The sequence below is a fragment of the Pseudomonas sp. KH_017 genome, from assembly GCF_057840285.1.
The window spans coordinates 3,584,071-3,608,573 of sequence record NZ_CM174509.1 but is presented as its reverse complement, the minus strand read 5'-3'; the positions used below and the strand labels follow the sequence as shown (position 1 = coordinate 3,608,573).

Below are 24,503 nucleotides of genomic sequence, written 5' to 3'. Positions count from 1 at the left end.
CAGTTCGGTGGCTTGACCCTGTTCCAGCAAGCGCAACCCTGGTCGGAGTCGAAGCAGAAGCGGCCTCGTCAGGGGCCGTTTTTTTGCCTTGCGCAAACCTGATGACAACGAGGAAACCTGTGGGAGCGGGTTTGCTCGCGAAGGCGGTCTGACATTCAATAGAAATGTTGACTGACCGTCCGTCATCGCGAGCAAGCTCGCTCCCACAGGGGATGGGGTTGTCAGCTGGAAATCATGGGGGGCAGGGTACCCAGCAGCGAGACCGCCGCCACCGCGCCAAGCCCCAGCATCCATTCCAGCATCACGCTGGCGCGCAGTGTTTGCAGACGCTGCTCGCATTCATTGATCCGCAAGCGATTGAACAACGCCAAGCCCAGCATCGCCGTCACCAGCGCGGCCTTGATCAACAGGATCAAGGCGAACCCGCTGAACAACGGCGTCGGCCAGAATGCCCCGGTGAGCACCCGCACATTGATCAACCCGGTGATCAGCAACCCCGCGACCAGGCCGTAACCGACGCCGCTGAAGCGCTGCAACATCAGGCGGATCGAATGCCCCGCGGGTTCTCGCAGAATCATCACCAGCAGCATCAAGCCGCCGAGCCAGGCACCCACGCAGATCAAGTGAATGAGTTGATTGAGGATCAGCAACCGGCCTGCGCTGCCATCGAGCATGGCGCCGTGGCCGACCGGGGCCAGGGTGGCCAGCAGCAGGCCGCTGAGGATCAGGCGCAGCGCAAGGCTGGCGCGAAGTGGTGTCAGCAGTAACGCCAGCAACAGCAGGTTGATCAGCAAATGCCAGCGCCAGACCTGACCGAAAAAGGTATTGCCCAGCACCAGCCTCCGAACAGCATCAGCACCACGATGAAATGCAGGAAGCGGCACAGCACCAGCGCGCTCGCCATGAATTACTGGCCAACCTTGAAGGCGTAGGCACCTTCGTTTTTGTGGGTGTCGACGGACACGGCGTGCCATTCGACTTTATAGGCGCCAGCGGTCAATGGCGCGGCTGGGGTGACGATCAGGGTCTTTTTGTCGCTGCCTTCGGTGGTCAGCGCTTTGACCGCCACCGGTGCGCCATCGCGGGTCAGCGTGATGTTGGTGAAACTGGCCTCGATACCCTCGGAGAACTCCAGGCGCAATTGCGCCGGCGCGGCCACGGTGCTGTCGGCGGCCGGGGTCTGGCTTTTCAGGTGGGCGTGGGCAAACACCGAAGAAGCGGCGAACAGCGAGCCGAGCAGGGCAGCGACGGTCAGGGTTTTCTTGAACAGCATCGTGGGGACCTCAGGCAGTTTCCAAGTGCGCAGAGTTTAGCTTTACGACAGCGGCTGTACGAAGTTTCGTTTTCCCCTGTCGCCGCGGTTCAGAGCGGATGCTAGTCTTGCTCAACGTTGTTGTCGGGGATCCGCATGGGCAATCACAAGATCGAGATTCGTCGCAGTAACGTCGAAAAAATTCTGCTGGGGGCGGAAAAGGTCTTCGCTGAAAAGGGCTTCGGCAGCACCGCCATGGCCGATATCGCCGCTGAAGTGCAACTGCCGCGCTCCAACCTGCACTACTACTTCAGCACCAAGACCGAGTTGTACAGCGCCGTGCTCTTCGACTTGCTGGAAGTCTGGAAGCAGGACGCGCTGTGCTTCGAGATGTTCGATGACCCGCGTGTGGTGCTCAGCAGCTACATCCGCGCCAAGATGAACCATTCCCGCAGCAGGCCGTATGGCTCGAAAGTCTGGGCCAACGAAATCATCCATGGCGCGCCGACCCTCGGCGCAGCGCTGGATGCGAGCCTGTACGATTGGGCCAAGATGAAGGAGGCGAAAATCCGCCAGTGGGTGGACGACAAACGCATCCTGCCGGTGGAACCCTCGAGTCTGCTGTACATGATCTGGGCCTCGACCCAGCACTACGCCGACTTCGATCATCAGGTGAATATTCTCAATGATCATCAGCCGTTGTCGGACATGCAGTTCGAAAAGGCGGTGCAGACGGTGACCAGTGTGATTTTGCGGGGGATTGGGTTGGAGCCCTGAGGTTGGGTGGTGTGGCTGCCGGCCTCTTCGCGAGCAAGCCCGCTCCCACACTGGAATGCATTCCAAATGTGGGAGCGGGCTTGCTCGCGAAGGCGTCAGATCAGGCGCCGCAGATTTCAAGGACTAACGCGATACGGATTCCTCGGATCATGATTCCAGTCCAGGAACGGCTTGCCAGTCTCCACCGGCACCATCTCGATGCAGTCCTGCACCGGGCAGGTGATCTGGCACAGGTTGCAGCCCACGCACTCCTCATCGATCACTTGATACTTGTGAGTGCCGTCCGCTTGCTTGAGGCTGGCCACGGCCTGGTGCGAGGTGTCCTCACAAGCGATATGGCAGCGACCACAACCGATGCACGCCTCCTGATCAATCTTCGCGATCACCTGATAGTTGATGTCCAGGTACTTCCAGTCCGTGGTATTGCCCACCGCGCGGCCGGAAAACTCGGAAATGCTGGCGTAGCCCTGACTGTCCATCCAGCGTGACAAACCGTCCTTCATGTCTTCGACAATCCGGAATCCATGCAGCATCGCCGCCGTGCACACCTGCACCGAGCCACTGCCCAGGGCGATGAATTCCGCAGCGTCGCGCCAGTTGCCGATGCCGCCGATGCCGCTGATCGGCAGGCCCTGGGTCTGCGGGTCGCGGGCGATTTCGGCGACCATGTTCAAGGCAATCGGCTTGACCGCCGAGCCGCAGTAACCGCCGTGGGTGCTTTGGCTGCCGACCATGGGATTGGCGACCATGAGTTCGAGGTTGACGCTGGTGATCGAGTTGATGGTGTTGATCAACGACACTGCATCGGCACCACCACGGTGGGCGGCGCGGGCGGCGACGCGGATGTCGGTGATGTTCGGCGTGAGCTTGACGATCACCGGCAACGAGCAATAGGTCTTGCACCAGCGGGTGACCTGTTCCACGTATTCCGGCACCTGGCCGACCGCCGCGCCCATGCCGCGTTCCGGCATGCCGTGGGGGCAACCGAAGTTCAGTTCGATGCCGTCGGCGCCGGTGGCTTCCACCAGCGGCAGGATGTGTTTCCAGGACTCTTCGACGCAGGGCACCATCAAGGACACGATCAGTGCGCGGTCTGGCCAGTCCTTTTTGACCTGGGTGATTTCCCGCAGGTTGATCTCCAGCGAGCGGTCGGTGATCAGCTCGATGTTGTTAAAGCCCAGTACCTCCCGGTTAGCCCCGAAGTGCGCCGAGTAACGCGACGACACGTTCACTGCCGCCGGGTCTTCCCCCAGGGTTTTCCAGACCACGCCACCCCAGCCGGCCTCGAAGGCGCGGACCACGTTGTAGGCCTTGTCGGTCGGCGGCGCGGAGGCTAGCCAGAATGGATTGGGTGCTTTGATGCCGGCGAAGACAATCGACAGATCGGCCATTTACGCAGCCTCCACGTTGAGCATCAGTTGAGCATTGATTGCCTCGGCGGCGCGCTTGCCATGCTGCACGGCTTGCACTGTGAGGTCTTGATCGAGGCTGGTGCAGTCGCCGCCGGCATACACGCCGGGGATGCTGGTGCGCAGGTTTTCATCGACTTCGATGCGTTCGCCCTGGCGCTTGAGTTCACGGGCCAGCGGATCGCTGAGGGCGCTGCCGTCGAAGGCCTGGCCGATGGCCTTGAAGATCGCATCGGCGGCCAGTTCGAAGGTTTCACCGGTGGTTTGCAGGCGACCTTCGACCAGACAGGTGCGGGCGAAACGCATGCCGCGCACGCGGCCTTGGTCATCGAGCAGCACTTCTTCGGGTTGTGCCCAGGTCATCAGCCGCACCTGATTGGCCTTGGCAATGTCCTGTTCGTGATGGGTGGCACCCATGTCCTCGACGCCACGGCGGTACACCAGATTCACATCGTGGGCGCCGAGGCGGGCCATTTGCACCGCCATGTCGATGGCGGTGTTGCCTGCGCCTAGGACAATGCAGTGGTCGGCCAGGGGCAGTTGGCTCAGGTCATCGGCCTGGCGCAGTTCGCGGATGTAGTCGGTGGCGGCGAGCAGGCCGGGCGCGTCTTCGTGGGCCAGGCCCAGCTGTTTGCTGGCATTGAGCCCTAGGCCGAGGAACACCGCATCGAACTGTTGATGCAGTTCGCTGAGGGTCAGGTTCTCCCCGAGCTTCTGCCCGCGGCGGATTTCGATGCCGCCGATTTCCAGCAGGAACTCAAGCTCCTTTTGCGCGTAGTCATCCACCAGTTTGTATTTGGCGATCCCGTATTCATTGAGGCCGCCAGCCTTTTCCCGCGCCTCGAAAATCACCACGTCATGCCCGTGCATGGCGCTGCGGTGGGCGCAGGACAAACCGGCCGGACCGGCACCGACCACGGCGATGCGTTTGCCGGTGGTGGCGGCACGCTGGAAGGGATGCGTGCTGAAGTGGGCGTTGTCCACGGCATAGCGTTGCAACAGGCCGATCATGACCGGCGCGCATTCGTGAGCGTTGTTGCGCACGCAGGCTTGCTGGCAAAGAATTTCCGTCGGGCACACCCGGGCGCAACTGCCGCCGAGGATGTTGGCCGAGAGGATTTTCTGCGCCGCGCCTTGCACGTTGTCCTGCGCAATGTTGCGGATAAACGAGGGGATGTCGATCTCGCTCGGACAGGCATTCACGCAGGGCGCGTCGTAGCAATACAGGCAGCGCGAGGCTTCCAGGTGCGCCTGGCGCTCGTTGAGCGGCGGCGCCAGATCGGTGAAGTGGCCGGCGAGGGTGGCCGCATTCTCTTGGGGATGCGGGAGGTGGTCCAGGGTCTTGATCACGGTATTGGCCTCACGGTTATTTGAGGTGCTGCCTCTGATTGGGCATTGTTTTTTGTGTTGTCTGTGCGGGCCTCTTCGCGAGCAAGCCCGCTCCCACAGGTTTTGTGGACACTCGAGATCCCTGTGGGAGCGGGCTTGCTCGCGAAGGCCGAAGGCCTCGATTTCAGCGTTTCACAGCCGTCGGCTTGTGCAACTCAGCCCGCTTGCTCAGCAAATCAAACACCGCCGGATACGCCGGCCGTTCGATATAGCGCCCGGCCCCGCGTTCGGCCCGCAGGTCGCCGTCGGCCCAGACCACGCGGCCCTGGCTGATGGTGTGGCTGGGCACGCCGCGCACGGTCTTGCCTTCGAAGATGTTGAAGTCCACCTGCTGATGGTGGGTCTTGGCGGAAATGGTCCGTGTGCCTTGCGGGTCCCACAGCACCAGGTCGGCATCGGCGCCCACACGAATCGCGCCTTTGCGTGGGTAGAGGTTGAAGATCTTCGCCGTGTTGGTGGACGTCAGCGCGACGAATTGCTGCATCGAAAAGCGTCCGCTGTTCACCCCTTCATCCCACAACACCGCCATGCGATCTTCGATGCCGGCGGTGCCGTTGGGGATCTTGCTGAAGTCGTCGCGGCCAGCGGCTTTTTGCTCGGCGCAGAAGCAGCAATGGTCGGTGGCGGTGGTATGCAGGTTGCCCGATTGCAGGCCATGCCAGAGCGCCTCTTGATGGCCACGGGGGCGGAACGGCGGGCTCATCACATAACCGGCGGCGGTTTGCCAGTCCGGATCGCGGTAGACGCTGTCGTCCAGCAGCAGGTGCCCGGCCAGCACTTCGCCGTAGACCGGCTGGCCCTTGCCCCGGGCGTAGGTGATTTCGTCCAGCGCTTCCTTGGTCGAGACGTGGACCAGGTACAGCGGCGTACCCAGGGTTTCGGCGATGCGGATCGCCCGGCTCGCGGCTTCGCCTTCAACCTGGGAAGGGCGCGACAGGGGATGCGCTTCCGGCCCGGTGATGCCCTGGGCCATCAGCTTGCGTTGCAGGTGATACACCAGTTCACCGTTTTCCGCGTGAACGGTCGGCACCGCGCCCAGTTCCAGGCAGCGTTCGAAACTCGCCACCAGGGTGTCATCGGCGGCCATGATCGCGTTCTTGTAGGCCATGAAATGCTTGAAGCTGTTGACGCCGTGCTGGCTGACCAGTTCGGCCATTTCCTCGCGGACCTGTTCGCTCCACCAGGTGATGGCGACGTGAAAACCGTAGTCCGACGCCGACTTCTCGGCCCAGCCGCGCCACTGATGGAAGGCTTCGAGCAAGGATTGCTGCGGGTTGGGAATCACGAAGTCGATGATCGAGGTGGTGCCGCCGGCCAGTCCTGCCGCCGTACCGCTGTAGAAGTCTTCGCTGGCCACGGTGCCCATGAAGGGCAGTTGCATGTGGGTGTGCGGGTCGATGCCGCCGGGCATCAGGTATTGGCCGCTGCCGTCGAGCACTTCGGCGCCTGCAGGAACATCGAGATTTTCGCCGATGGACTTGATCACGCCGTCTGCGCAATACACATCGGCGCGATAACTTTCATCATGGGTAATAACGGTGGCGCCACGGATCAACAGAGACATTCCGAGTTCCTCGCAGGCAATGACCGGCTTATGCCGGTTCTAGATGTTCTATACAAAAACAGTTAAGACAGATCGATTCCTGTCAGTGCTGTCAGGATTAAAAGCTAGCTGCAGTTATTCGAATCGGCAAGAATATTTTTTATAAGCTTATTCTGTTATTAACTAATTGATATTTAACGATTAAATACAAGAATCACCAAAATGGTGAGGCCGCTCACCATTTTGACGCACTTGACAGGATCGAAAAATAGTCAAGATTTCTTATGTGAAATCAGCTGTTTGAGTATGGTCTATGGTTGATGCGCAGCCATTGAAAAAAAGATCAACGCACCAGTTTGAGTCCTGACTGTCCGGACAACTTGCCTGGCATTCGGCCTGAGTGCCCTGACAAATAGTCGAGTCAGCGAATAAAACTGATAAACATCAGTTGGTTGCAATGTATTTATGGAACTGCCCGATGCTTGATCGGGGTACACGGCACGTTTATTGATGCCGCCAGCCCCTGATGAGCAACAATAATCAAAAGAACAGTGGAGCGGCCATGCAACAGATCAGATCGCAAGTGACCGAGCGCGACGGCTTGTTCGAGCTCGAAGCCGGCAGCGATGTCCTCGACAGTCCCCGTTACAACCACGACATTGCACCGACCAAGGTGCGCGAACGCACCTGGAACAAATGGCACATCACCGCGCTGTGGGTGGGCATGGCGATCTGCGTGCCGACCTATACCCTCGGTGGCGTGCTGACCGCGTACTTCGGCCTGTCCGTCGGTGAAGCGCTGTTGGCGATTCTGTTTGCCAACATCATCGTGCTGATTCCCCTGACGCTGAACGCCTTTCCCGGCACCAAGTACGGCATTCCCTTTCCGGTGTTGCTGCGCTCGTCCTTCGGCGTGCTCGGTTCCAACATTCCGTGCCTGATCCGGGCCCTGGTGGCGTGTGGCTGGTTCGGCATCCAGACCATGTTCGGCGGGCTGGCGATACACCTGTTCCTCGGTTCGGTGTTCGAGGGCTGGAAATCCCTGGGCGGCACCGGCGAGGTCATCGGCTTCATGGTGTTCTGGGCACTGAACCTGTGGGTGGTGATTCGCGGTGCCGAGTCGATCAAATGGCTGGAAACCCTGTCGGCTCCGCTGCTGGTGCTGGTGGGCGCAGGCTTGCTGGTCTGGGCCATGCCCAACGTGTCGATGAGCGAATTGCTGGCAATTCCGGCCAAGCGTCCCGAAGGCGCCGGCGTGGCCAGCTACTTCGCCGCCGGGCTGACGGCGATGGTCGGCTTTTGGGCCACGCTGTCACTGAACATTCCGGACTTCAGTCGCTACGCAAAAAGCCAGAAGGACCAGATCGTGGGGCAGATCATCGGTTTGCCGCTGACCATGTTCCTGTTCGCGTCCCTTGGCGTGGTGATGACCGCGGCCTCGGTGAAACTGGTGGGGGTGACGGTTTCTGATCCGGTGACGCTGATCGGCCATATCCAGAGCCCGGTGTGGGTCGCACTGGCGATGGCGCTGATCATCATCGCCACGCTGTCGACCAATACCGCAGCCAACATCGTGTCGCCGACCAATGACTTCCAGAACATCGCGCCCAAGGCGATCAACCGTACCAAGGCAGTATTGCTCACCGGGTTTGTCGGGTTGGCATTGATGGCCCATGAGTTGCTGAAAAAACTGGGCCTGATTGTCTCGGACGTCAGTCTCGAAACCGTCTATTCCAACTGGTTGCTTGGCTATTCCAGCCTGCTGGGGCCAATTGCCGGGATCATGGTGGTGGACTATTTCCTGATCAAGAAGCAGCAACTCGACCTTGCGGGTTTGTACAGGGACGACGTGTATCCGGCGTGGAACTGGAGCGGGTTCATCGCGTTTGGTGTGCCGGTGGTGTTGACGTTGTTGTCCCTGGGCAGCGATGCGTTCAGCTGGTTCTACAGCTATGGCTGGTTTACCGGCTCGGCGCTGGGTGGGATTATTTATTATGGGTTGAATGTGATGCGAGTCGATCCGTCGGTAGCGAAATCTCCGGTGTGACGACTGGCCTCTTCGCGAGCAAGCCCGCTCCCACATTTGGAATGCATTCCCCCTGTGGGAGCGGGCTTGCTCGCGAAGGCAGCCGCACAATCACCAAAGCATTGCCTGAAGAAACACACAAGAACAGCCTGAGGAGATCATCATGAACGCGGCCGTAGACGTTCTGCAGTCCAGCCATCAGCACATCAACCGCGACCGCCTGTGGCAATCGCTCATGGAACTGGCCAGGCTCGGCGCCACGGTCAAGGGCGGCGTGTGTCGCCTGGCCCTGACCGACCTCGACCGCCAGGCTCGGGACATCTTCGTCAAATGGTGTATCGATGCCGGCTGCACCGTCAGCATCGACGCCGTCGGCAACATCTTCGCCCGTCGCCCCGGGCGCAATCCCGACCTGCCACCGGTGATGACCGGCAGCCACATCGACACCCAGCCCACCGGCGGCAAGTTCGATGGCTGCTTCGGTGTGCTGGCGGGCGTCGAAGTCTTGCGCACCCTCAACGACCTGAACATCGAGACCGAAGCGCCGCTGGAAGTGGTGGTCTGGACCAACGAAGAAGGCTCGCGCTTTGCCCCGTGCATGATGGGTTCCGGCGTGTTCGCGGAAAAATTCACCCTCGAGGAAACCCTGGCCAAGGTCGATGCCGAGGGCGTCACCGTGGGTGAAGCGCTGAATGCCATTGGCTACGCTGGCCCGCGTCAAGTCAGTGGCCACAAAGTCGGCGCTTATTTCGAAGCCCACATCGAGCAAGGCCCGATCCTGGAAGACGAACGCAAGACCATAGGCGTGGTCATGGGCGCCCTCGGGCAGAAATGGTTTGACCTCAAACTGCGCGGTGTCGAAGCCCACGCCGGCCCCACCCCGATGCACCTGCGCAAGGACGCTCTGGTCGGCGCCGCGGTGATCGTCGGAGCGCTCAACCGCGCCGCCCTCAGCCATCAACCCCATGCCTGCGGCACCGTCGGTTGCCTGCAAGCCTATCCCGGCTCGCGCAACGTCATCCCCGGCGAAGTGCGCATGACTCTGGACTTCCGGCATCTGGAACCGGCCCGCCTGGACTCGATGATCGCCGAAGTGCGCGAAGTCATTGAAACCACCTGCGACGAACACGGCCTGACCTTCGAACTCACACCAACGGCCGACTTCCCGCCGCTGTACTTCGACAAAGGCTGTGTCGAAGCCGTGCGCGACGCCGCCCAAGTCTTGGGCCTGTCGCACATGGACATCGTCAGCGGCGCTGGGCACGACGCGATCTTCCTCGCCGAACTCGGCCCGGCCGGGATGATCTTCGTGCCCTGCGAAGGCGGCATCAGCCACAACGAAATCGAAAACGCCACACCGGATGACCTGGCGGCCGGGTGTGCGGTGTTGTTGCGGGCGATGCTGGCGGCTTCGGCGGCGGTGGCGAAGGGCGAACTGGCGGCCTGAGCCGAGTGACGTGCGCTGAAATATTCAGCGCACGTCACAACGCGCAATCCTCGATCGTCATCCTGTTGAATCCCTCAATCAGTGGAGCAACACGATGTCGTCCAACACCCAAGCAGTCAACCTGCTGCAATCGATTCCACAGGTTTTCGAAAGCCTGACCCAGGTCCATGTCGTTCTCGATCAGCATGATCTCGATCCCGCCCTCAAGCACTTGATCCACCTGCGCGCCTCGCAGATCAACCAGTGCGGTTTCTGCGTGAAGATGCACACCCGCGAAGCCCGGGAAGCCAATGAAAGCAACGAGCGCCTGGATCGCCTGATCGTCTGGCGTCACGTCAGTGATTTCAGCCCTTTGGAGCGCGCCGCGCTGGCGTGGACCGAAGCCTTGACGATACTGGATGAAAAAACCGATTACGCCAGCCTGCGGAGTGAGCTGAGGGCGCATTTCAATGACGAACAGATCGGCGCCTTGACGGCCGAGATCGGCATGATCAACCTGTGGAACCGCTTGCAGGTGTCGAGGCACTGATTGATGAACTGCGCTGAAAACGCCGCCACCGTGTTCGAGCAGCGCCGGCCCTTTTTGCTCGGTCTGGCCTATCGCATTCTCGGTTCGCGCGCCGAAGCCGAGGATGCGGTGCAAGAGTTGTTCATCAAGTGGCTGGAGGCCGACCGGGCCTCCATCGCCACGCCGGCCGCCTGGCTGACCACAGCCTGCACCCGGCACTGCATCGATGTGCTGCGCTCGGCGCACAATTCCCGGGTCGACTACATCGGCACCTGGCTGCCGGAGCCGATTCACACGAGCCATCAGGACTCACCCGAACACAGGCTCGAACTGGCCTCGTCATTGTCCACCGCGTTCATGTTGCTGCTGGAGCGCCTGACACCCAAGGAACGCGCTGCGTACCTGCTCCACGAAATCTTCGACATGGATTACCCGCAGGTCGCCGATGCGGTCGGGGTGCAGGAAGCCGCTTGCCGCAAACTGGTGTCTCGGGCCAAGGCGAGTCTCGGCAGTGCCCAAACCCGCTATCAACCGCAACCTGTGCGGCAGAACCAGTTGCTGAGTGCTTTCCATAACGCCATCGCCAGTGGCTCCACGGCGAACTTGAGCGCGATGCTGAGCGAAGACGTCGAACTCTGCGCCGACAGCGGCGGCAAGGCTTCGGCGATCCGTGAAACGCTGTTTGGCATCGAAAGCGTGCTGGATTTCATTGGCCAGTCGTTGCACGCCTACTGGCAAACGTGTGAATGGCTGCCCGTTGAAATCAATGGTGCCCAAGGTGCGATGATCAAGGCCGACGGTGTCATCACCGCGTCGGTGACGTTTGGTTTCGATGAAACGGGGCGGGTGAATCGGGTTTTCATCATGCGTAATCCGGACAAGCTGGCGGGGCTGGGCGCGTCCTTTAACGTGCAATAGTCAAAAGACCACCAGTCCTTCAGTCTTTTCACTGACCGAAAATGATGGAGATCCCTGTGGGAGCGGGCTTGCTCCGGGCGGCGATCCGACGAAAGCGGTGTGTCAGGTGACATACATGTTGACGGGTCTACCGCTTTCGCGAGCAAGCCCGCTCCCACAGGGTTCGTTGCACTATCCGAATTTTCGGCGGTCGTAGTCTTCACAGGGTCACTCTACTTGTGGAGTCGAAATGAGCCAGGACGTCCTGACCACGCAAGCCAATCGCCGCCAGTTGCAGCAAATCATCGCCGGCGTGTCCGACGGGGTGATTCTGCTCGATCCCGACCAGAGCATCCTGTGGGCCAACGAGGCGGCGCTGGCCATGCACGGTGCCTCGCAAGTCAGCGACCTGGGCAGCAATGCCAAGGCCTATGTCAAACGCTTTGCCCTGCGTGATCGCAACAATCAGGTCGTGCCTGCCGACAGCTATCCGATCAACCGGGTGGCCCGTGGCGAGACGTTCAGCGATGTGCTGGTGGAGGTGACGTCGGCGGCGGCGGACGAAGAGCGTACTTGGGTCCATCGCGTGCACAGCCTGGTACTGGCCGACAGCCGTGGCGAGCCGGAATCACTAGTGTTGATCATGGACGATATCACCGACCGGGCCAGCGCCGAGCAACGTTTCGCCACAGCGTTTCGCCTGTCGCCGGTGCCGATTCTGCTGTGCGGCGCGGCTGATCAACGGGTGCTGGACGTTAACGAAGCGTTCCTCGATACCTTGGGTTATCCCAGGGAGGACGTGCTTGGGAGCAGCATTGCGCAGATCGATTTCATCGATGACCAAAACGCGCGCATCTGGCTGTTCGCCGCGCTGGAAAAAACCGGCAGCCTGGACCGCATCGATGTGCGCTTGCGCCGAAAAGACGCCGGGCTGATCGATTGCACGGTGTCGGCGGACACGGTGAACATTCAAGGCAACCCCTGCTATCTGCTGGTGCTGATGGACATCACCGAGCGCAGGCGCACCGAGCTGGAACTGGTGTCGGTCATCGAGGAAGCGATGAAGGACGCCTCATGGTTCAGCCGCACGCTGATCGAAAAACTGGCCAACGTGAAAAACGTCAATTCACCGAAGTTGCCCAGTGTGTCCTTCACTGACCTGACCACCCGTGAGCGCGATGTGCTGGGCCTGATATGCGAAGGCCGGGCCGACAAGGAAATCGCCGCGCGCCTGAAACTCGCGCCGAACACCGTGCGCAACCATGTGGCGGCGATGTATTCCAAGCTCGAAGTGCACAGCCGCAGCGAAGCGATTGTCTGGGCGCGGGAGCGGGGACTGTTCTCCAGTGAATGACGGCCCAAGGGGCAGCGGTAAAGATGCAAATGCCACCGGCCGGGCTATAAGTGATTCGCAGATATATATTTTTGTGACCGGTGTGTGGATTTTGCGCGCCGGTTCTGTTGTCACAAAAATGTGTCTATCACTTGTCGCGGGTCAACCTATGAAAACTCTTGGGAAACGCGTTTTCTCACCTTTGTCGCTGGCATTGTGCGTAGCGATTCTCGGCGGCTGTGCCAGTCCGCCACCCCCTCCAGCGGTCACTCCGCCACCTCCTGAACGCACCTGCCAGGCCATGGATAAAACCGATGTCCTCGGTGATGTACGGGCCGAAGACGGGCAAGTGACCCGAGTCACCACCACGACTCGTTGCGTCACGCAGTAAACCCCGGCTGCTCGGGGTGATGGTGATTTCCTTCATCGTCGTCTTGGGCGGCGGGATGGCCTGGGACTTGGGGTTTGGCGCCACGCCTCCCAATGACGTGGCCGACTGGCGTTATCCGACCCTTGCATTCTTGGCGAGGTACAGCTGCTCCCGTCACCTCAAAGAACCTGAATGATTTGTAAGTCATAAGCGGTTTTTATCGCAACTTGTTCTAGTCAAACTGTCAGTTATGACAGTTTCCGGTGTGTCGATTTTTCCTGATAGTTAGCGGACTGTTTTTTCATCATCACCGCTGAAAAGGGAAACGCCGCCATGACCGCCGAACTAAAAGCTGTAACCGCTGCAACAAGCCCTTGGGAAGATGCCACGTTGTCGATCAACGGCAAGAAAGTGGAGTGGGGCGCGAAACCTGTTTTTCTCCGCGGGCAGGTGAACGATGTGACGGTGGAGGCTCCACCCGAAATTGCCAAGGAACTCAATTTGGGGTTGGCTGAGTATGGCGGCTTGAACATCGTTGCGTCGCCGGATTTTGGCAACTGGGTGGCTCCCGTCGATGGCAAGTTCGCTTGGAAAATTACGCCGGGCGCTGGCAAGAGCGGTCGTATCACCCTGGTTTTTTTCAGCAGGGAAGTACTGGTGCCGTGGGAGCACCGAAGCTTGGTGATTTCGAGCAATCTGGCGGATGAGGCTGACGTCAAGATCGACGGCGTAGCCGTGCCAGAAGAGGGCACATGGTTTGTTCGGGATGAGTCGCGAACTGTCGATTTGATATTCAAGCCAGGCAGCCCGCTGGCCGGACATCCGGTTTCGTTGCTCTGTGCGATTAAAGGTGGTCTTGATAAGGACAATGTTGTCAGTGAACCGGAATTTGGCAGCGTACAAACGGTCCCTCACTGGACGGTGACGGGGAATACCAACAGCGGCATTTTTCAGCTGTTACTGCATGGCTATGGGATGTCCGGACCGATTATCTTGCCAGTTAGCAGGTTGTTTTCAAGCAATCTGGCCGAGGAGGTGACGGTTTTGCTGAATGGCAATGCAATGCCATTGCGTGGGGCGAACTTCATCGGAGGGCAAACCAATGTACTCACGCTGGATTACAAGAACGCAGACTTGCTGATTGGCGCACCCTTGGCGATTGACGTGAGTCCTCAAGCAGGACTTGTGACAAGTGACTTTGGTTGCATACCTGCGCTTCGCCAGCTAACTACGAAGCACGAATGGAAGCTAACCGGCGCCCAGTTGAAGTCCGGAACCTTTAAGGTGAAGCTGTTTAGCGAAGGCGAAAAGGCGTCGCTATTAACGCCGACGAATCGGTTGAGTCGTGAGATTTTCAGATTCCTCAATTTTTTGGATTTAGACTTGCCGTTGCCCCCGGAAGAAGTCAGATTGCCACCTAATGTTTTGCTTGTGTTCATGGTGAGGCTCTTGAATTCAAATGGCTCACCTATAACGGGCGTACCTGTTACTTTTACTGTCCCGGAACATGAGCCCTTCGAAATTGTAACTAAATCCGACGGGAAAGCGTTTTCGACCTCTTACCGTTTCAATACCCCTGGTGTGCGTTTAATCAAAGCGGTAGCCGCGCTTCCGGAGGGGGTTACACAGCTCGAAATGCTGGTGAGGATTGCAGGAGGGGAGAGCTAAGGAACACTCGTTTTGTCAGTCGTCACCAAAGTGCGGTTCGGCAAAGGTGTTTACATCGATCATCCGGGTCGGTTTAAGAGCAAGTACCGATGTGCAGGCTTCTCCCAAGGTGGCAGGTCCGCAGAAACAAGAAAGGCAGCCCGACAGGCTGCCTTTCTTTACTCAACCAGTGGTGTGCATCAGGACAAGAACCCACCATCCACATTCAACGAAACCCCAGTGGTATAGCTCGAAGCATCGCTGGCGAGGTAAAGCACCGCACCCGCCATCTCACTCGGATCCGCCACGCGCTTGAGCGGGATCTGCTGCAAAGCAGTATTCAGAATGGCTTCGTTTTTCACCAGTGCCGAGGCGAATTTAGTGTCGGTCAGGCCCGGCAACAAGGCATTGCAACGAATCCCGAACTGCGCACATTCCTTGGCAAACACCTTGGTCATGTTGATCACCGCCGCCTTGGTCACCGAGTAGATGCCCTGGAAGATGCCCGGCGAAACGCCGTTGATCGAGGCGACGTTGATGATGCTGCCGCCGCCGTTTTCGCGCATCAGCTTGCCGGCTTCGACCGACATGAAGAAGTAGCCGCGGATGTTCACGTCGACGGTTTTCTGGAAGGCGCTGAGGTCGGTGTCCAGCACGTTGCAGAACTGCGGGTTGGTCGCGGCGTTGTTGACCAGGATGTCGAGACGGCCGAACTGTTCCTTGATGCCGGCGAAGACCTGGCTGATCTGTTCCATTTCGCCGATGTGGCAGGCAACGGCGGTGGCCTTGCCGCCTGCCGCGATGATCGCGTCGGCGACCTGCTGGCAGCCTTCGAGTTTGCGGCTGGAGACGATCACGTGGGCGCCTTGCTGGGCCAGCAGTTTGGCGATGGCTTCACCGATGCCACGGCTGGCGCCGGAGACGAAAGCGATCTTGCCGTCGAGGTCGAACAACTGAGTCTTGGACATGGGATTCCCTTGTAATGAAGCCGATCAGAGGCTGGATTTCGAAATGACCTGCAAGCTCATCTGCTCCAGCAGCTTGTTCATGTGTATGAACTGCGCGAAGCGTTTGTCCTGGGTCTGGCCGTGGTAGAAGCGGTAGTAGATCTGCTGCACGATGCCGGCCAGGCGGAACAGGCCGTAGGTGTAGTAGAAGTCGAAATTGTCGATGCGGATACCCGAGCGTTCGGCGTAGTAATCGACGAACTCGCGGCGGGTCAGCATGCCCGACGCGTGGCTCGGCTGGCGGCGCATCATCTGCACCGGCGCCGGATCATCGGCTTCGATCCAGTAGGCGAGGGTGTTGCCCAGGTCCATGAGCGGGTCGCCGAGGGTGGTCAGTTCCCAGTCGAGCACGCCGATGATCTGCATCGGGTTGTTCGGGTCGAGGATCACGTTGTCGAAGCGGTAGTCGTTGTGCACGATGCTGGAAGTCGGATGGTCGGCCGGCATCTTGTCGTTGAGCCAGGCTTTGACCACATCCCATTGTGGCGCATCGGGGGTCAGGGCCTTTTCGTAGCGATCGCTCCAGCCTTTGATCTGCCGCGCCACGTAGCCTTCGGGTTTACCCAGGTCACCCAGGCCGTAGGCGTTGTAGTCGACGCGGTGCAGTTCCACGAACTTGTCGATGAAGCTCTTGCACAGGGCTTGGGTTTTCGCCGAATCCAGGCCCAGTTCCGGCGGCAGGTCCGAGCGCAGGATGATGCCGTTGACCCGTTCCATGACATAGAACTCGGCACCGATCACCGATTCGTCGGTGCAGTGCACGTAGGCTTTCGGGCAGTACGGAAAACCGTCGCGCAATTGATTGAGGATGCGGAATTCACGGCCCATATCGTGGGCTGACTTGGCCTTGTGGCCAAAGGGCGGGCGACGCAGGACGAATTCCTGTTCGGGGTATTCCAGCAAGTAAGTGAGGTTTGAAGCACCGCCCGGAAACTGGCTGATCCGTGGCAAACCGCTGAGCCCCGGAATATGGGCCTTGAGGTACGGATCGATCAGGCTGGCATCGAGCTCTTCGCCGGTGCGGATACGGGTGGACTGGTCGTTAAGCGCCATGCTTATCCCTTCTGCTTATTCTGGAGGCCTGAAACTATTGGCTAATCTAATGCGCACACTGCGCACCTACAACCGCGAACGGCTCTTATAGGTGAGCGTGTTGCCGGCCAATCATTGCTTTTGATACAGCTGTTTGAATCGCCATCAAAGGGCGACCCGGCTCTTGGCGGGCGGCAAGTCGATCGGCGTCAGCACCGGTTGGCCGGAGAAAAACGCCACGAGGTTCTTGCCCACCAGTTCGACGGTGCCTTGGGTGGCTTCCGGCGACAACCCGGCGACATGGGGCGTGAGGATTACGTTGTTCAGGGTCTTGAGCACATCCGGCACCTTCGGTTCGGCGTCGAACACATCCAGTGCGGCGCCGGCGATCCGGCGTTGCTCCAGGGCGGCGATCAGGTCAGCGGTGGCAATCACGCTGGCCCGGGCGATGTTGACGATAAACCCCTGGGGGCCCAACGCGTCCAGTACCTGGCGATTGATCAGGTGCCTGGTGCCCTGGCCGCCGGGCGTGGCGACGATCAGGAAGTCCGAGACGCGCGCCAGTTCGGTCGGCGTCGAGCAGAACGTGTAGGGCACATCGCTGCGATGCTGGCGATTGTGGTAACTGATGCTCATGTCGAAACCGGCGCCGGCGCGTTTGGCGATGGCCATGCCGACCGCGCCGAGGCCGAGGATGCCCAGGCGTTTGCCGGCCAGGGAAGGGCGCATGATCTTCGGCCACTCGCCGCGCCGTACAGCGGCATCACAGCGGGGTATGTCGCGCACCAGCGACAGCAGCAGCGCCATGGCATGGTCGGCGACGGACGAGGCGTTGACCCCGGCGCCATTGGTGACGGTGATGCCCCGGTTCGCTGCGGCCTGCAGGTCGACGTGTTCATAGCCGGCACCGATCACGCAGATGATCTTGAGGTTGGGCAGGGCGGCGATTTCATCGGCATACAGCCCCAACGGGCCACGGGTGAGGACGGCGTCGATCTGTCCGGTGTGGCGGGCGATGGCTTCGGCGCGCTCGGCGGGCGTCGGGGCCAGGATCAGGTGAAAACCCTGATGTTCGAGGATAGGCAGGTAATCATTGATGGTTTCAACCAGTACCAGAACGGTTACAGGCATGCTTGGCTCCCTGTGGCATCGTAAATCGGCTCGAATGTCACTTGAGATTGCTGATTTCAGGGTGGCTTGGCAACCACCAGCGATCGCAGTGCAGGAGCTGGCGAAGCCTGCGATCTATTTATTGCGCGGCTTGAGGTCGCTTTACTTCGATGAGGTGAGAGCGGCCCGTGCAGCCTCGAGAAGCTCATCCGACAGCGGATCGCCGCGGGTGGCCCGGGACAGCATCAGCGCCCCGAACATCAGCGAATACTGCACCAGCGCCTGCTGCCGTTTGCCGGCTTCGTCCTCGGTGTCCAGCAGCGAGCCGAGGGAATCGAGCAGGTTGTTCAGGCCCTGCAGATAGGTTTGACGCAAGCCGCTCTCGGCGGCCTCGTGGCACATGTCCCCGGCAAAGGCCACCACCGGACAGCTGTCGCCCGGATTGTCCCGGCTTTCGTTGGACAGGTAGGTTTCGACCACGGCGCGGCGGGCGGCGTCCTTGCTGTCATGCTCGGCCACCCGCCCTAGCCAGCGTTGCGCGGCCTGCTCGAAAGCCCGGCCGCTGGCCTCTTGCGCCAGGGCTTCCCTGGATTCGAAGTGCCCGTAGAAACCACCGTGGGTCAGGCCCGCGGCGGCCATCACATCGACCACGCTGATCCCGTGCAGGCCGCGTTCGCGAAACAGCCGTGTGGCGGCTTCGACTATGGTCTCGCGGTTGAGGTCGGCTTGTTTGCGGGAAACTCGGGGCATGGGTCATTCTCGGTTTGCGGGTTGAACATCAGAGGGCGTACTGGGCAATTCTGTTGCCAAACGACCAGTTCTCTTTTTTCACTTCCACCAGATTAATGAAAACATCCTCCAGGCGCACGGCCAGCTCTGCATTAAGGCTTTCGGCGATGGTTTTGTAGAGGCGTTTTTTCTGCTCGACGGTTCGTCCTTCGCTCATGGTGATCTGGATCACCACCAACTGGTCCGAGCGGTTGATGCCCAGATAACCGGGGTCAAAGATGAAATGCTGCTCGTCGTGTTCGGCCAGGATCTGGAAATTGTCGTGCTCCGGCACGCCAATGGTCTGGTGCATGGCGGCATAGATCAGTTGCCCGATGCGTTTGGCGTGGGTGGGGTCCCGGTGTTTTTTGATGTCGACGCGAACCAGTGGCATGGGAAGACTCCAGAAGGAATGCAGATTAGTTAAAAATACATGACGTTTGACCTTTATCAAGTGCGGACTGCGCTTTGGCGATGAAGCGCAGGTGCCGTAAATAACGAAATCACCGCAGTCCCCTGTGGGAGCGGGCTTGCCCGCGAAAGCGGTGTGTCAGTCACCTCAACGCTGAATGTGCCGCCGCCTTCGCGGGCAAGCCCGCTCCCACAGGTTTTGTGTCGCTCATATCGCCCAATTGGTACCACCGTTCCTCACCTAAGTCTTTGCTTCTGCTCACTAATCCTCCAGAATCGCGCCCCTGTTTCGGCCGGGCGCTGCCTGTCGGGTATTCCGACGCGTCCTGGCCGGGTGGCAAGTGACCGGAATGTGGAGATCCCACCGGATGAATGATCAGGCCAATAGCGTTAACGAACGCTATGTAGACGCGACACCCGCGACGCTTTCGAGCTGGAATCGCCAGGACACCACCTGGATGCTGGGCCTGTTTGGCACGGCGATTGGTGCGGGAACCCTGTTTTTGCCGATCAACGCAGGCCTGGGCGGTTTCTGGCCGCTGCTGGTCCTGGCGTTGCTGGCGTTCCCGATGACGTTCTACGCGCACCGCGGGCTGACCCGGTTCGTGCTGTCCGGTCGCGAAGGCGCCGACATCACTGAAGTGGTGGAAGAGCATTTCGGCATCAAGGCCGGCGCGCTGATCACCTTGCTGTACTTCTTCGCGATTTTCCCGATCCTGCTGATCTATAGCGTGGCCCTGACCAACACGGTCGGCAGCTTCATGGAGCATCAACTGCACATCACGCCGCCACCGCGCGCCGTTTTGTCGTTGGTGCTGATCCTCGGCCTGCTGGCGGTGGTGCGTTGCGGTGAGCAATTGATCGTCAAGGCCATGAGCCTGATGGTCTATCCGTTCATCGTCGCGTTGCTGTTCCTGGCGGTGTACCTGGTTCCGCACTGGAACGGCGGCATCCTCGCCACCGCGAGCAGCGTGCCGGCGCCATCGGCGCTGTTGCATACCCTGTGGCTGGCGATTCCGGTGATGGTGTTCTCGTTCAACCACTCGCCGATCATCTCGGCGTTCGCCGTGGACCAGAAGCGCCGCTACGGTGAGCACGCCGAGGAGCGCAGCTCGCAGATCCTGTCCCGCGCCCACCTGCTGATGGTGGTGATGGTGCTGTTCTTCGTCTTCAGTTGCGTGCTGACCCTGTCGCCAGCGCAACTGGCCGAAGCCAAGGCGCAGAACCTGTCGATCCTGTCGTACCTGGCCAACCACTTCAGCAATCCGACCATCGCTTTCGCAGCGCCGTTGATTGCCTTCGTGGCCATTTCCAAGTCGTTCCTGGGGCACTACATCGGCGCCAGCGAAGGCCTCAAGGGCCTGATCGTCAAGAGCGGCAAGCGTCCGTCCGCCAAGGCCCTGGACCGCATGACCGCCGCGTTCATGCTGGTGGTGTGCTGGATCGTCGCCACGCTCAACCCGAGCATCCTCGGCATGATCGAAACCCTCGGTGGCCCGGTGATCGCGGCGATCCTGTTCCTGATGCCGATGTACACCATCCGCAAGGTGCCGGCGATGGCACGCTATCGCGGTCAGGCCTCCAACGTCTTTGTGACGGCGGTGGGCCTGGTGGCGATCACGGCGTTGATCTACTCGCTGACCGCGTGATCGACCGGCCTGCTCGCGCAGTGCCGGATTGACAGCTACAGTGGCCGCTGCACGTGATACGTGCAGCGGTTTTTTTTCGCCTGGAGACACTGGATTGTCGAGCGCCCCAACCGCTAATCCCACCGAATAACCCAACCGCTGGCAGGACCTGTTGGCAGGTTTGTCGATTGCCGGTCTGTTGCTGCCTGAAGCGGTCGCCTATTCAAGCATCGCCGCACTGGCGCCCCAGCCGCATTGCGATCGTCTCTTCATCTGGCGCCGTGACCGCTTGCTGGTGATCTGCGCCGTGGCTGCGGTGTTGGTGCTGGGGGTGCTGGACGGCTTGCTGGTGGCGGTGGCGATCAGTGTGTTGCTGATGCTCAAGCAGATGTCGGCGGCGGATATCCAGATCCTGGGGCGCATCGATGGCGGTCACGACTTTGTCGACCTGCAACGCCATCCAGCGGCGCAAGTCGTGCCTGGCGTGTGATTGTGCGGCCGGGGGAAGCGTTGTTCTTTGCCAACGTCGAGCGGATTCTTGGCGGTGCCTTGCGCCTGATCCGGCATTCGCAAACGCCGATTCAAACGGTGATTCTCAGTCTTGAGGAATCGCCCGATCTGGATGGCACCAGCATCGAGGTGTTGCAGGAGTTTTTTGTGCGGGTGCATCAGGAAGGCAAACGGCTGATTCTGGCGCGTCTCAAGGATGACGCACAAATGGCGTTGGCGGTGTTGCCGCAGGTGCAGGTTCACGGGGGTGGTGCTGAGTGGGTTGAGTGTGGATGGTGCGGTGCAGCAGGCCCTGAAGGCTGGCGCATAACCTGTGGGAGCGAGCTTGCTCGCGATGGCGGTCTGTCTGTTACATCCATGTCGACTGACCCGCCGCTATCGCGAGCAAGCTCGCTCCCACAGGGGTAGGGGGCTGAGGTAGAAGGCATAAAAAAACGCCGCTCATCTCACGATGGGCGGCGTTTTTCATTGCGTTGCAACGTTAGGCTTGAACGACCGGGATGTTGGCGTTCGCAGCAGCTTCACGGAACTCGGCGATCTGGTCGAAGGACAGGTAGCGGTAGACATCGGCCGCCATGCTGTCGATCTTGCCAGCGTATTCCATGTACTCCTCGACGGTCGGCAGGCGACCCAGGATGGAAGCCACGGACGCCAGCTCGGCCGAAGCCAGGTAGACGTTCGCGCCGTCACCCAGACGGTTCGGGAAGTTACGGGTCGAAGTCGACACGACAGTCGAGTTCGGCTCTACACGTGCCTGGTTACCCATGCACAGCGAGCAGCCTGGCATTTCCATGCGCGCGCCGGCCTTGCCGTAGATGCCGTAGTAGCCTTCTTCGGTCAGCTGGTGAGCGTCCATCTTGGTCGGCGGCGACAGCCACAGACGGGTTGGCAGCTGACCCTTGACCTGTTCCAGCAGTTTACCGGCAGCGCGGAAGTGACCGATGTTGGTCATGCACGAACCGATGAACACTTCGTCGATCTTCTCGCCAGCAACGCTGGAGAGCAGGCGAGCGTCGTCCGGGTCGTTCGGCGCGCAGAGCACAGGCTCCTTGATGTCGGCCAGGTCGATCTCGATGATTTCAGCGTATTCGGCGTCTTTGTCCGCTTGCAGCAGCTCAGGGTTGGCCAGCCAGGCTTCCATCGCTTGAGCGCGACGTTCCAGAGTACGTGCATCGCCGTAGCCTTCGCCGATCATCCAGCGCAGCAGGGTGATGTTGGACTGCAGGTATTCGGCAATCGACTCTTTGGACAGCTGGATGGTGCAACCGGCAGCCGAACGTTCAGCCGAGGCGTCAGACAGTTCGAACGCTTGCTCGACGGTCAGCTTAGGCAGACCTTCGATCTCCAGGATGCGACCGGAGAAGGCGTTCTTCTTGCCTTTCTTCTCTACGGTCAGCAGGCCAGCCTGGATCGCGTAGTAAGGAATGGCGTGAACCAGGTCACGCAGGGTGACGCCTGGCTGCAGTTCGCCTTTGAAGCGAACCAGGATCGACTCAGGCATGTCCAGCGGCATGACGCCGGTGGCTGCGGCGAACGCAACCAAGCCGGAACCGGCCGGGAACGAGATGCCGATCGGGAAACGGGTGTGGGAGTCACCACCGGTACCGACGGTGTCTGGCAGCAGCATGCGGTTCAGCCACGAGTGGATGATGCCGTCGCCCGGACGCAGGGAAACGCCGCCGCGGGTCATGATGAAGTCAGGCAGGGTGTGGTGGGTGGTCACGTCGATCGGCTTTGGATAAGCCGCGGTGTGGCAGAAGGACTGCATCACCAGGTCGGTCGAGAAGCCCAGGCACGCCAAGTCTTTCAGTTCGTCACGGGTCATGGGACCGGTGGTGTCCTGGGAACCCACGGTGGTCATCTTCGGTTCGCAGTAGGTGCCCGGACGAACGCCGGTCACGCCGCAAGCCTTGCCGACCATTTTCTGCGCCAGGGTGAAACCCTTGGTGCTTTCAGCCGGTGCTTCAGGCTTCTTGAACAGGGTCGAAGGTGGCAGACCCAGCTCGGTGCGAGCCTTCTCGGTCAGGCCACGGCCGATGATCAGCGGAATACGGCCGCCAGCGCGAACTTCGTCCAACAGGACCGGGGTCTTCATTTCGAAGGTGGTCAGGACTTCGTCGGTGCCGTGCTTGCAGACTTTGCCAGCATGCGGGTACAGGTCGATCACGTCGCCCATGTGCATGTTGGAAACGTCGAATTCGATTGGCAGTGCGCCGGCATCTTCCATGGTGTTGTAGAAGATCGGAGCGATCTTGCTGCCGAAGCAGAAACCGCCGGCGCGCTTGTTCGGCACGTAAGGAACGTCGTCGCCGAAGAACCACAGTACGGAGTTGGTCGCCGATTTACGCGAAGAACCGGTACCGACCACATCACCGACGTAGGCGATAGGGAAGCCGGCGTTGCGCATTTCTTCGATCTGCTTCATCGGACCGGTGACGCCTTGTGCGTCAGGCACGATGCCGTCGCGAGCCATTTTCAGCATGGCCAGGGCGTGCAGCGGGATGTCTGGACGGGACCAGGCATCAGGCGCAGGGGACAGGTCGTCGGTGTTGGTTTCGCCGGTGACCTTGAACACGCGCAGGCTGATCTTGTCGGCCAGGGTCGGGCGCTTCACGAACCACTCGCCGTCGGCCCAGGATTGCAGCACGCCTTGGGCGTGAACGTTACCGTTCTTGGCTTTTTCAGCGACGTCGTGGAAGGCGTCGAACATCAGCAGGGTGTGCTTGAGTTCTGCGGCAGCTACTGGAGCCAGTTCGGCGTCGTCCAGCAGGTTAACCAGAGTCACGATGTTGTAGCCACCCTGCATGGTGCCGAGCAGTTCAACAGCGCGCTTCTTGTCGATCAGGGGGGATTTGGCTTCGCCTTTGGCGATGGCGGACAGGAAGCCGGCCTTTACATAGGCTGCTTCGTCCACGCCTGGCGGAACGCGATTGGTGATCAGGTCAACGAGGAATGCTTCTTCGCCAGCCGGGGGATTTTTCAGCAGCTCGACCAGGCCTGCAGTTTGTTCGGCGTTTAGCGGCTGGGGAACGATACCCAGTGCTGCGCGCTCTTCGATATGTTTGCGGTAGGCTTCAAGCACAGTTATTACCCTCATCAGTGGTCCCAAATGGGTGTCCGGGACGCTCATCCCGAAATTGCCGTACTCATGCGCTGCATGGCGTTGTGAGCCACTTAGCCAGAATTACCGACAATTCCTTACAGAAGCTGCTTTCAAAGTTTTACGCCTGCAGAACGGGAGCTGATGAGGGTTGGCGTTGGGCTTTTCCCCGCTGGAAAAACCCCTCGCCAACACCGCTCTGAAGGAACGACTGTGCTCGTGACGCTTTGAAAACAGCTTCTAACGGACATTGGCGCCTAAAAAGGCAGGCTGATTCTACGGCAAAAAAAAATTAAAGGTAAGTCAGTGTTTATTGGACTTTGGTGGTGGCGGTCAGCA

19 protein-coding genes and 2 pseudogenes are annotated in these 24,503 nt (G+C 60.0%); 10 read left to right on the top strand and 11 right to left on the bottom strand.

Going from position 1 to position 24,503, the window contains the following annotated elements; genetic code table 11:
• Nucleotides 1-221: 221 nt before the first annotated feature.
• Both AC3IT6_RS16395 and copC read right to left on the bottom strand, forming a co-directional pair.
• Nucleotides 222-904 (bottom strand): annotated as a pseudogene (locus AC3IT6_RS16395) (CopD family protein).
• A gap of 3 nt (nt 905-907) precedes the next feature.
• Complete coding sequence (copC, locus tag AC3IT6_RS16390; RefSeq protein WP_489351154.1) at nt 908-1,273, bottom strand: copper homeostasis periplasmic binding protein CopC; 366 nt, start codon at nt 1,271-1,273, stop codon at nt 908-910.
• A gap of 135 nt (nt 1,274-1,408) precedes the next feature.
• Here copC and AC3IT6_RS16385 point away from each other — a divergent pair, with 135 nt between their 5' ends.
• Nucleotides 1,409-2,029: a TetR/AcrR family transcriptional regulator gene (locus AC3IT6_RS16385; RefSeq protein WP_008017494.1), complete on the top strand. Its 621-nt coding sequence runs from the start codon at nt 1,409-1,411 to the stop codon at nt 2,027-2,029.
• 116 nt (nt 2,030-2,145) lie between these two features.
• On the opposite strand, the gene preA is transcribed toward AC3IT6_RS16385, so the two are convergent.
• From preA to hydA, 3 genes are all read right to left on the bottom strand, one after another.
• Nucleotides 2,146-3,420, bottom strand: a complete 1,275-nt coding sequence (gene preA, locus AC3IT6_RS16380; protein ID WP_489351151.1) for an NAD-dependent dihydropyrimidine dehydrogenase subunit PreA — start codon at nt 3,418-3,420, stop codon at nt 2,146-2,148.
• Nucleotides 3,421-4,788 (bottom strand): NAD(P)-dependent oxidoreductase, encoded by a 1,368-nt coding sequence (locus AC3IT6_RS16375; protein ID WP_489351149.1) that lies wholly within the window; start codon nt 4,786-4,788, stop codon nt 3,421-3,423.
• A 163-nt stretch (nt 4,789-4,951) separates the two neighbouring features.
• Entirely contained in the window at nt 4,952-6,391 is a 1,440-nt protein-coding gene (hydA, locus tag AC3IT6_RS16370) for a dihydropyrimidinase (protein WP_489351147.1), read from the bottom strand.
• A 541-nt stretch (nt 6,392-6,932) separates the two neighbouring features.
• Here hydA and AC3IT6_RS16365 point away from each other — a divergent pair.
• From AC3IT6_RS16365 to AC3IT6_RS16335, 7 genes are all read left to right on the top strand, one after another.
• Entirely contained in the window at nt 6,933-8,417 is a 1,485-nt protein-coding gene (locus AC3IT6_RS16365) for an NCS1 family nucleobase:cation symporter-1 (RefSeq protein WP_489351145.1), read from the top strand.
• Nucleotides 8,418-8,559: 142 nt separating this feature from the next.
• Nucleotides 8,560-9,843 carry a Zn-dependent hydrolase gene (locus AC3IT6_RS16360; RefSeq protein WP_489351143.1) on the top strand — a complete coding sequence of 428 codons (1,284 nt, stop codon included), beginning with the start codon at nt 8,560-8,562 and terminating at the stop codon, nt 9,841-9,843.
• A gap of 94 nt (nt 9,844-9,937) precedes the next feature.
• On the top strand, nt 9,938-10,372 hold the full coding sequence (locus tag AC3IT6_RS16355; protein WP_489351141.1) for a carboxymuconolactone decarboxylase family protein: 435 nt from the start codon (nt 9,938-9,940) through the stop codon (nt 10,370-10,372).
• A 3-nt stretch (nt 10,373-10,375) separates the two neighbouring features.
• Nucleotides 10,376-11,269: an RNA polymerase sigma factor SigJ gene (gene sigJ / locus AC3IT6_RS16350; protein ID WP_489351139.1), complete on the top strand. Its 894-nt coding sequence runs from the start codon at nt 10,376-10,378 to the stop codon at nt 11,267-11,269.
• A 229-nt stretch (nt 11,270-11,498) separates the two neighbouring features.
• A complete protein-coding gene (locus AC3IT6_RS16345; protein WP_489351137.1) occupies nt 11,499-12,602 on the top strand; it encodes a helix-turn-helix transcriptional regulator in 1,104 nt (367 codons plus the stop codon).
• Nucleotides 12,603-12,991: 389 nt separating this feature from the next.
• Entirely contained in the window at nt 12,992-13,147 is a 156-nt protein-coding gene (locus AC3IT6_RS16340) for a hypothetical protein (RefSeq protein WP_489351135.1), read from the top strand.
• A 137-nt stretch (nt 13,148-13,284) separates the two neighbouring features.
• The gene (locus AC3IT6_RS16335) at nt 13,285-14,619 is read left to right on the top strand and encodes a hypothetical protein (protein WP_489351133.1); all 1,335 of its coding nucleotides are present in this window, start codon (nt 13,285-13,287) and stop codon (nt 14,617-14,619) included.
• A 179-nt stretch (nt 14,620-14,798) separates the two neighbouring features.
• Here AC3IT6_RS16335 and AC3IT6_RS16330 read toward each other — a convergent pair whose 3' ends face one another.
• The 5 genes from AC3IT6_RS16330 to AC3IT6_RS16310 form a co-directional block, all read right to left on the bottom strand.
• Entirely contained in the window at nt 14,799-15,566 is a 768-nt protein-coding gene (locus AC3IT6_RS16330) for an SDR family oxidoreductase (protein WP_489351131.1), read from the bottom strand.
• A gap of 24 nt (nt 15,567-15,590) precedes the next feature.
• The gene (locus AC3IT6_RS16325; RefSeq protein WP_489351129.1) at nt 15,591-16,658 is read right to left on the bottom strand and encodes a phosphotransferase family protein; all 1,068 of its coding nucleotides are present in this window, start codon (nt 16,656-16,658) and stop codon (nt 15,591-15,593) included.
• 144 nt (nt 16,659-16,802) lie between these two features.
• Entirely contained in the window at nt 16,803-17,768 is a 966-nt protein-coding gene (locus AC3IT6_RS16320; protein WP_489351127.1) for a 2-hydroxyacid dehydrogenase, read from the bottom strand.
• A gap of 141 nt (nt 17,769-17,909) precedes the next feature.
• Nucleotides 17,910-18,497, bottom strand: coding sequence for a TetR/AcrR family transcriptional regulator (locus AC3IT6_RS16315; RefSeq protein ID WP_489351125.1), 588 nt, complete (start codon nt 18,495-18,497; stop codon nt 17,910-17,912).
• Nucleotides 18,498-18,525: 28 nt separating this feature from the next.
• A complete protein-coding gene (locus tag AC3IT6_RS16310) occupies nt 18,526-18,909 on the bottom strand; it encodes a tautomerase family protein (protein WP_489351123.1) in 384 nt (127 codons plus the stop codon).
• A 385-nt stretch (nt 18,910-19,294) separates the two neighbouring features.
• On the opposite strand from AC3IT6_RS16310, the gene AC3IT6_RS16305 reads away from it, so the two are divergent.
• Nucleotides 19,295-20,575, top strand: a complete 1,281-nt coding sequence (locus tag AC3IT6_RS16305; protein WP_489351121.1) for a serine/threonine transporter — start codon at nt 19,295-19,297, stop codon at nt 20,573-20,575.
• Between the two features lie 235 nt (nt 20,576-20,810).
• Nucleotides 20,811-21,374: pseudogene (locus AC3IT6_RS16300) on the top strand (STAS domain-containing protein); the annotation flags it as partial.
• 171 nt (nt 21,375-21,545) lie between these two features.
• On the opposite strand, the gene acnB reads toward AC3IT6_RS16300, so the two are convergent.
• Nucleotides 21,546-24,146, bottom strand: coding sequence for a bifunctional aconitate hydratase 2/2-methylisocitrate dehydratase (gene acnB, locus AC3IT6_RS16295; protein WP_150724322.1), 2,601 nt, complete (start codon nt 24,144-24,146; stop codon nt 21,546-21,548).
• Nucleotides 24,147-24,503: the final 357 nt, after the last annotated feature.

What these genes read in the sequence shown, in the direction of transcription:
- copC (WP_489351154.1), bottom strand. Translation starts at nt 1,273, where the DNA reads ATGCTGTTCAAGAAAACCCTGACCGTCGCTGCCCTGCTCGGCTCGCTG.
- AC3IT6_RS16385 (WP_008017494.1), top strand. Translation starts at nt 1,409, where the DNA reads ATGGGCAATCACAAGATCGAGATTCGTCGCAGTAACGTCGAAAAAATT.
- preA (WP_489351151.1), bottom strand. Translation starts at nt 3,420, where the DNA reads ATGGCCGATCTGTCGATTGTCTTCGCCGGCATCAAAGCACCCAATCCA.
- hydA (WP_489351147.1), bottom strand. Translation starts at nt 6,391, where the DNA reads ATGTCTCTGTTGATCCGTGGCGCCACCGTTATTACCCATGATGAAAGT.
- AC3IT6_RS16365 (WP_489351145.1), top strand. Translation starts at nt 6,933, where the DNA reads ATGCAACAGATCAGATCGCAAGTGACCGAGCGCGACGGCTTGTTCGAG.
- AC3IT6_RS16360 (WP_489351143.1), top strand. Translation starts at nt 8,560, where the DNA reads ATGAACGCGGCCGTAGACGTTCTGCAGTCCAGCCATCAGCACATCAAC.
- AC3IT6_RS16355 (WP_489351141.1), top strand. Translation starts at nt 9,938, where the DNA reads ATGTCGTCCAACACCCAAGCAGTCAACCTGCTGCAATCGATTCCACAG.
- sigJ (WP_489351139.1), top strand. Translation starts at nt 10,376, where the DNA reads ATGAACTGCGCTGAAAACGCCGCCACCGTGTTCGAGCAGCGCCGGCCC.
- AC3IT6_RS16345 (WP_489351137.1), top strand. Translation starts at nt 11,499, where the DNA reads ATGAGCCAGGACGTCCTGACCACGCAAGCCAATCGCCGCCAGTTGCAG.
- AC3IT6_RS16340 (WP_489351135.1), top strand. Translation starts at nt 12,992, where the DNA reads ATGGTGATTTCCTTCATCGTCGTCTTGGGCGGCGGGATGGCCTGGGAC.
- AC3IT6_RS16335 (WP_489351133.1), top strand. Translation starts at nt 13,285, where the DNA reads ATGACCGCCGAACTAAAAGCTGTAACCGCTGCAACAAGCCCTTGGGAA.
- AC3IT6_RS16330 (WP_489351131.1), bottom strand. Translation starts at nt 15,566, where the DNA reads ATGTCCAAGACTCAGTTGTTCGACCTCGACGGCAAGATCGCTTTCGTC.
- AC3IT6_RS16325 (WP_489351129.1), bottom strand. Translation starts at nt 16,658, where the DNA reads ATGGCGCTTAACGACCAGTCCACCCGTATCCGCACCGGCGAAGAGCTC.
- AC3IT6_RS16320 (WP_489351127.1), bottom strand. Translation starts at nt 17,768, where the DNA reads ATGCCTGTAACCGTTCTGGTACTGGTTGAAACCATCAATGATTACCTG.
- AC3IT6_RS16315 (WP_489351125.1), bottom strand. Translation starts at nt 18,497, where the DNA reads ATGCCCCGAGTTTCCCGCAAACAAGCCGACCTCAACCGCGAGACCATA.
- AC3IT6_RS16310 (WP_489351123.1), bottom strand. Translation starts at nt 18,909, where the DNA reads ATGCCACTGGTTCGCGTCGACATCAAAAAACACCGGGACCCCACCCAC.
- AC3IT6_RS16305 (WP_489351121.1), top strand. Translation starts at nt 19,295, where the DNA reads ATGAATGATCAGGCCAATAGCGTTAACGAACGCTATGTAGACGCGACA.